A 6643-nucleotide genomic window follows, 5' to 3' on the forward strand; every position below is an offset into this window, starting at 1 on the left:
CCGTGGAGGCACGATCATGATCGTCACAGTGACCCCCAACCCGAGCCTGGACCGCACGGTCGAACTCGCCGAGCTCCACCGCGGCGAGGTGCACCGCGCCCTGTCCGGCCGGCTCGACCCGGGCGGCAAGGGCGTCAACGTCGCCCGCGCCCTGACCAAGGCCGGCATCGACACGATCGCGGTGCTGCCCTCCGGCCGCGCGCCGGGCGGGCGCCTCAACGGACTGCTCGACGCCCTGGGCGTGCAGGCGGTCACCGTCCCGATCCACGGTGCGACCCGCTCGAACATCACCCTGGTCGAGCCCGACGGGACCACCACCAAGATCAACGAACCGGGCCCCGTGCTCACCGCGGACGAGGTCACGGAGATCACCGAGCAGACCGTGGCCCGCGCCCGTGGCGCATCTTGGCTGGTCACCTGCGGATCCCTGCCCGAGGGCATGCCGGGCACCTTCCACGGCGACCTGGTGCGCCGCGCCCGTTCCGGGGGTACCCGGGTGGCCGTGGACACCAGCGGCGCGCCCCTCGTCGCGGCGGTCGCCGCCTGTCCCGACCTGATCAAGCCCAACCACGAGGAGCTGGCCGAGCTGGTCGGCCGGCCCCTCGACAGCCTCGGCGACGTGCTCGCCGCGGCCCGTGAACTCCGTGCCGGTGGTGTCGGCGCGGTCCTGGTCAGCCTGGGCGCCGGTGGCGCCCTGCTGGTCGAGGAGTCCGGCGAGTACCACGCCATGACCCCTCCCGTCGCCGTGCGGAGCACGGTCGGCGCCGGGGACGCCGCCCTGGCCGGCTTCCTGGCCGCGGGTGGCGCCGGACCGGACGCCCTGCGTCGCGCAGTCGCCTACGGCGCCGCCGCGTGCCGCCTGCCGGGAAGCGCGATGCCCGGCCCGCTCGACCTCCCGCTCGCCGATGTCCGGCTCCACCCTGCGCCCGACGCCGCCCTCGTCCTCTAGAAGGAGACGCCACAATGACCGAACCGTTGATCACCGCCGATCTCGTCGACCTCGACCTGCCGTCCGACGGCCGCCGCGAGGCGGTCCGGGCCCTGGCCGAGCGGCTGGTCAAGGCGGGCCGGGTCACCGACATCGACCGGTTCCTCGCCGACATCGAGGCTCGTGAGGCGCAGATGCCCACCGGTCTCGAGGGGGGCATCGGGATCCCGCACTGCCGCTCCGCCGCCGTCACCGTGCCGAGCCTCGCGTTCGGCCGCAGCACCGCGGGCGTGGACTTCGGCGCCGAGGACGGCCCCGCGCGGCTGATCTTCATGATCGCCGCGCCCGAGGGCGGCAACACCGACCACATGACCGTGCTGGCCGCGCTGGCCCGGCGGCTGGTCCGCAAGGCGTTCAAGAACGAGCTGCTCGAGGCGACCGACGCCGGTCACGTCGCCGACTACGTCCAGAAGGAGGTCGCGGGATGAAACTCCTCGCCGTCACCGCGTGCCCGACGGGCATCGCCCACACGTACATGGCCGCCGAGGCCCTCGAGGTCGCCGCCGAGGAGGCGGGCCACGAGATCGTCGTCGAGACCCAGGGCTCGGCCGGTTCCACCCCGTTCACGCCCGAGCAGCTCGCCGAGGCGGACGCGATCATCCTGGCCGCGGACGTCGAGGTCCGGGACAAGGAACGCTTCGCGCACCTGCCGACCGTCACCAGCGGCGTCAAGAAGGCCATCGGCGGGGCGGACGGCCTCATCGAGCAGGCCGTCGCCGCCGCCGAGGCCGCACCGAAGGGCTCGGCGGCCGCCGCGGCGCCGGCCCTGGCTGTCAAGCAGACCGGGCCGGGCACCGCGTCCAAGGTCCGTGGCTGGCTGATGACGGGTGTCTCCTACGTCATCCCGTTCGTCGCCGCGGGCGGCCTGCTGATCGCCCTCGGCTTCGCGATCGGCGGCTACCAGATCACGGACGCGCCGTCGGTCACCAAGGGCTTCGACTGGGGCTCCTCCACGAGCTGGGCGGCGCTGATGTTCCAGCTCGGTGCCCTCGCCTTCGGTTTGCTCGTGCCGGTGCTCGCCGGCTTCATCGCCTTCGCGATCGCGGACCGGCCGGCGCTGGTCCCCGGGTTCGTCGGCGGCCTGGTGGCCGTCGAGACCGGCGCCGGGTTCCTCGGCGGCCTCGTCGCCGGCCTGCTCGCCGGCGGGCTGATCTTCTGGATGAAGCGGATCAGGGTGCCCAGGGCGCTGGCCGGGATCATGCCGGTGCTGGTGCTGCCGCTGATCGGCACCGCGATCGTCGGCGGGATCATGTTCGTGGTCATCGGCGGACCGCTCGCCGCGGCCACGACCGGGCTCACCAACTGGCTGAACAGCCTCTCCGGCACCAACGCGATCCTGCTGGGCGCGCTGCTCGGCCTGATGATGGCCTTCGACATGGGCGGGCCGGTCAACAAGGCCGCGTACGCCTTCGCCGTCGCCGGGCTGTCGACGCCGTCGAACACCGCTCTGCTGATCATGGCGGCGGTCATGGCCGCCGGCATGACCCCGCCGCTGGCCATGGCGCTGGCGACGACCGTGCGCAAGCGCCTGTTCAGCGAGGTCGAGCGGGAGAACGGGCGGGCCGCCTGGCTGCTCGGCATCTCGTTCATCACCGAGGGGGCGATCCCGTTCGCCGCGGGCGACCCGTTGCGCGTCATCCCGTCGCTCATGGTCGGGTCCGCGGTCACCGGCTCGCTCTCGATGGCCTTCGGCTGCACCCTGCGGGCCCCGCACGGCGGCATCTTCGTGCTCCCGCTGATCGGCAACCCGTTCGGCTACCTGATCGCGATCATCGCCGGGACGGTCGTGTCCGCCGCGCTCGTCATCGCGCTGAAGACCCTGGGCCGCCGGAAGACGGCCGCCGCCGAGACCCCCGACACCATCCCCGCCGCGGCCCCGCGCGCCGCCGCCCACGCCTGATCCCGAGGAGAAGAACACCATGGCCGAGCGCCGCGTCAAGGTCGGATCGTCCGTGGGGCTGCACGCCCGCCCCGCCAACCTGTTCTGCAAGGCCGCCGGGCAGCAGCCCGCGAAGGTCACCATCGCCGCGGGTGCCCGCGGCCCGGTCGACGCCCGCAGCATCCTGTCCGTCCTCGGGCTCGGGGTGAACAGCGGTGAGGAGGTCGTGCTCACCGCCTCCGACGACGCGGACGGCGAGGCCTCGCTGGACGCGCTGGCGGACCTGCTGGCCCAGGATCTGGACGCGGTCCCCAACTGACCACCCGGGCGCTCGCTCTCCTCCTGAGCGCTCCCCCGCCGGACGGGCGGTTCTCCCGAGGGCACGCGGGAGGGCCGCCCGTTCGCACGTGGTCGACCGGGCCGCGTGTTTCCCCACCGTTACAACCGTCGGAAGGCGGGCCCCCAGCGATGGCCCGGGGACCGTGCAGGGGCGACGATGGTCGCACGACCACCGTTCCCGACGCCGCGAGCGGACGCACTCCCGATCGGACGGAGCCCACCACGGTGACTGCGAGCGCCCACCGCACCGAACTGCTGGCCCCGGACTCGCTGGCCGCGCACTCCGGTGTCGTCTCCGAGTCCGAGCACGACGCGCTGCGGGCGGACATCCGCCGGCTCTCGACGATGCTCGGCCGGACCGTCGCCCACCAGGCGGGGGACGAGCTGCTGGAGCTTGTCGAGGAGGTGCGCAAGCTCGCCCGGGACGCGACGGCGAAGAGTGGTGACCCGGACGCCGTCACCCGCCGGCTCGCCGGACTGGACACCGGTACCGCCGTCACCCTGGCCCGGGCGTTCTCCCAGTACTTCCAGCTCGCGAACGTCGCCGAGCAGCTGCACCGCTCCCGTGAGCTGCGGACCCTGCGCCCGCAGGACGCGCGCCCGTTGCACACGGTCATGGAGCGCCTGGCCGCGGAGGCGGACCGCGCCGCCGTCCAGGACGTCCTGGCCCGGGCCCAGCTGCGGCCCGTCTTCACCGCGCACCCCACCGAGTCCTCCCGGCAGTCCGTGCTGGCGATCCTGCGCCGGGTCGCGGACGGGTTGGACCACGGGCTCTCCGACGACGAGCTGGGCGCGCTCGTCGACCTGCTCTGGCAGACGGACGAGATCCGGCCCGGCAAACCGACCGTCGCCGACGAGGCCCGCGCCGTCGGCTGGTTCATGGAGCAGCTGGGCTCGCGCACCGTCCCGGACGTGATCGGCGAGTTCAGCCGGGAGGCGAAGGCACACGGCTTCGACGTCCCGGCGGACTCCCGCCCGTTGACGCTCGGGGTCTGGGTCGGCGGGGACCGCGACGGCAACCCCAACGTGACCCCGGACGTCACCCGGGACACCCTCGAGCTCTACGCGGACCGCGCCCTGAAGATCCACGGCGCGCTGGTCGAGCAGCTGATCCAGGAGCTCTCGATCTCCACGAAGGTCGTGGGCGTCTCCGAGGAGCTGCGCGGTGCGCTGGCGCGGGACCGGCGCAGCCTCCCGGAGATCCACGAGCGGTTCATCCGGCTCAACGCGAACGAGCCGTACCGGCTCAAGCTGTCCTACGTCCAGGCGCGGCTGGACAACACCCGCGCCCGGATCGCGGAGAAGGCCGCGCACGTCCCCGGGCGGGACTACCAGGGCTCTGTCGAGTACCTGGCGGATCTGGGCGTCCTGGACCGTTCGCTGCGCGGGCACCTCGGCGCGCGGATCGCGGACGGCACCCTCGCCCGCACCCTCCGCGCGGGCCGGGCGCTCGGGCTGCACCTCGCCGAGCTGGACATCCGCGAGCACAGCCAGCGCCACCACGACGCCCTCGGCGCGATCTACGACTCCCTCGGCGAGCTGGACAAGCCCTACGCGGAGTTCACCCGGGAGGAGCGCCGGGAGCTGCTGTCGAAGGAGCTGCAGGGCGGGCGGCCGCTGATCCGCCGGCACTACGGCGTCCCGGCCGAGGCCGCGCAGGTCGTCGCGACGTTCGACATGCTGCACGAGGTCCAGCACGAGTTCGCCCCGGAGGTCGCGCAGACCTACATCGTGTCGATGGCCCAGGACGTCGACGACATCCTGGCCGTCACGGTGCTGGCCCGCGAGTCCTACATGGTCGAGCTGAAGACGGATCCGCGCTCGTCGGTGGACCTCGTGCCGCTGTTCGAGACCGTCGAGGAGCTCTCGCAGGCGGGCCCGCTGCTCGACGGGCTGCTGTCCGACCCGGGCTACCGCCGGCAGGTCCGCAACCGCGGCGACCTGCAGGAGATCATGCTGGGCTACTCGGACTCCAACAAGGGCGCCGGGATCACCAGCTCGCAGTGGGAGATCCACCGCGCCCAGCGCCAGCTGCGTGACGTCGGCGCGCAGCACGGCGTCCGGCTGCGGCTCTTCCACGGCCGCGGCGGGTCGGTGGGCCGCGGCGGCGGTCCGGCCGGCGAGGCGATCGCGTCCGCCCCGTACGGCAGCGTCGACGCCACGATGAAGCTCACCGAGCAGGGCGAGGTCATCTCGGACAAGTACTCGCTGCCGACGCTCGCGCACGACAACCTGGAGATCCTGCTCGCCTCGATGCTCGACGCCAGCCTGCTCCACCAGGCGTCGCGCTGGCCGGACGAGACGCTCGCCCGCTGGGACGAGGTCATGACCTGCGTGTCGGAGGCGTCGAAGACGGCGTACCGGCGGCTCGTCGGGGACCCGGACCTGCCGGAGTTCTTCACCTCGGCCACCCCGGTCGACGAGCTGGGCCGGCTCAACGTGGGCTCCCGGCCGTCGAAGCGTCCGGGCAAGGGCGCCCCCTCTCTCGACGACCTGCGCGCGATCCCGTGGGTCTTCGGCTGGACGCAGACCCGGATGGTCGTCCCGGGCTGGTACGGCCTGGGCAGCGGATTGGCGGCCGCCCGCGAGGCCGGGTACGGCGAGACGCTGGAGGAGATGCGGGACTGGGCCTTCTTCGCCAACCTGCTCGGCAACGTCGAGATGACGCTGGCCAAGACGGACCTGCGGATCGCCTCCTACTACGTGTCCGCGCTGGTGGAGCCCGCGCAACAGGGGCTGTTCGAGCTGATCCGGGCCGAGCACGAGCTGACCCTGCGCGAGTTGCTGCGGCTCACCGGGGACAGCACATTGCTGGAACGGCACCCCGTCCTGCGCAACACCCTCTCGGTGCGCAACGCCTACCTCGAGCCGCTGCACCACCTGCAGGTCGAGCTCCTGGCCCAGCGCCGCGAGGCGGGCGAGGCGGACCCGGACCTGGAGCGCGCGCTGCTGCTCACCATCAACGGCATCGCGGCGGGCATGAAGAACACCGGCTGACGCCTCCCCGGCCCCCGGTGAGCGCCTGATCCGCCGCCGGGTCAGCCGGCCGCGAGCGCCGGCCGGCCCGCCGGTGAACCCTCGGTGATCCAGCGGCCGAGGCGCTCGCGCGAGAACAGCTCGTCGACGACCATGAACGCCGCGCCCCGCAGCCCGACCCGGTCGCTGAGCGGGGACAGCCCCACCTGCAGGTCCCGGGTGGCCAGCGGGAGCGAGCGGCGGTAGACCGCCTGCCGGATCGATGCCAGCAGCAGGTTCCCGGACGCGCCCACCCTGCCGCCGAGCAGGATCATCGACGGGTTGAAGAAGTTGACCAGCGCGGCGAGGGTCTCCCCGACGATCGCCCCGGCCCGCTGCAGGAGCTCGACGGCCACCGGGTCCCCGAACTCCGCGGCCCGCACCACGTCGTGCGCGTCGAGCACGCCGGCCTCGGCCAGCCG

General features: G+C 73.3%; 6 protein-coding genes. 5 read left to right on the forward strand and 1 reads right to left on the reverse strand.

Annotated features, from left to right (window positions below):
• Positions 1-16: 16 nt before the first annotated feature.
• The 5 genes from pfkB to ppc all read left to right on the forward strand — a co-directional run bounded on the left by pfkB (position 17) and on the right by ppc (position 6203).
• Positions 17-949 carry a 1-phosphofructokinase gene (gene pfkB, locus JWP64_RS05935; protein ID WP_297493274.1) on the forward strand — a complete coding sequence of 311 codons (933 nt, stop codon included), beginning with the start codon at positions 17-19 and terminating at the stop codon, positions 947-949.
• A 14-nt stretch (positions 950-963) separates the two neighbouring features.
• Positions 964-1416, forward strand: coding sequence for a fructose PTS transporter subunit IIA (locus tag JWP64_RS05940; RefSeq protein WP_297493277.1), 453 nt, complete (start codon positions 964-966; stop codon positions 1414-1416).
• A complete protein-coding gene (locus JWP64_RS05945) occupies positions 1413-2888 on the forward strand; it encodes a PTS fructose transporter subunit IIC (RefSeq protein ID WP_297493279.1) in 1476 nt (491 codons plus the stop codon). The genes JWP64_RS05940 and JWP64_RS05945 overlap by 4 nt, the downstream gene beginning before the upstream one ends.
• Positions 2889-2907: 19 nt before the next feature.
• Positions 2908-3186, forward strand: coding sequence for an HPr family phosphocarrier protein (locus JWP64_RS05950; protein WP_297493281.1), 279 nt, complete (start codon positions 2908-2910; stop codon positions 3184-3186).
• A 245-nt stretch (positions 3187-3431) separates the two neighbouring features.
• Positions 3432-6203: a phosphoenolpyruvate carboxylase gene (gene ppc / locus JWP64_RS05955; RefSeq protein WP_297493284.1), complete on the forward strand. Its 2772-nt coding sequence runs from the start codon at positions 3432-3434 to the stop codon at positions 6201-6203.
• 41 nt (positions 6204-6244) lie between these two features.
• Here the strand turns inward: ppc and JWP64_RS05960 are convergent.
• Positions 6245-6643: ROK family protein (locus JWP64_RS05960; protein WP_297493287.1), on the reverse strand; the 399-nt coding region annotated here is incomplete at its 5' end.

It is taken from the genome of Pseudonocardia sp., from assembly GCF_025465255.1.
In the GTDB taxonomy this organism is placed as follows: Bacteria; Actinomycetota; Actinomycetes; order Mycobacteriales; family Pseudonocardiaceae; genus Pseudonocardia.

Excerpts from the sequence above, each read along its gene's own strand:
- pfkB (WP_297493274.1), top strand. The coding sequence starts at position 17 with ATGATCGTCACAGTGACCCCCAACCCGAGCCTGGACCGCACGGTCGAA.
- JWP64_RS05940 (WP_297493277.1), top strand. The coding sequence starts at position 964 with ATGACCGAACCGTTGATCACCGCCGATCTCGTCGACCTCGACCTGCCG.
- JWP64_RS05945 (WP_297493279.1), top strand. The coding sequence starts at position 1,413 with ATGAAACTCCTCGCCGTCACCGCGTGCCCGACGGGCATCGCCCACACG.
- JWP64_RS05950 (WP_297493281.1), top strand. The coding sequence starts at position 2,908 with ATGGCCGAGCGCCGCGTCAAGGTCGGATCGTCCGTGGGGCTGCACGCC.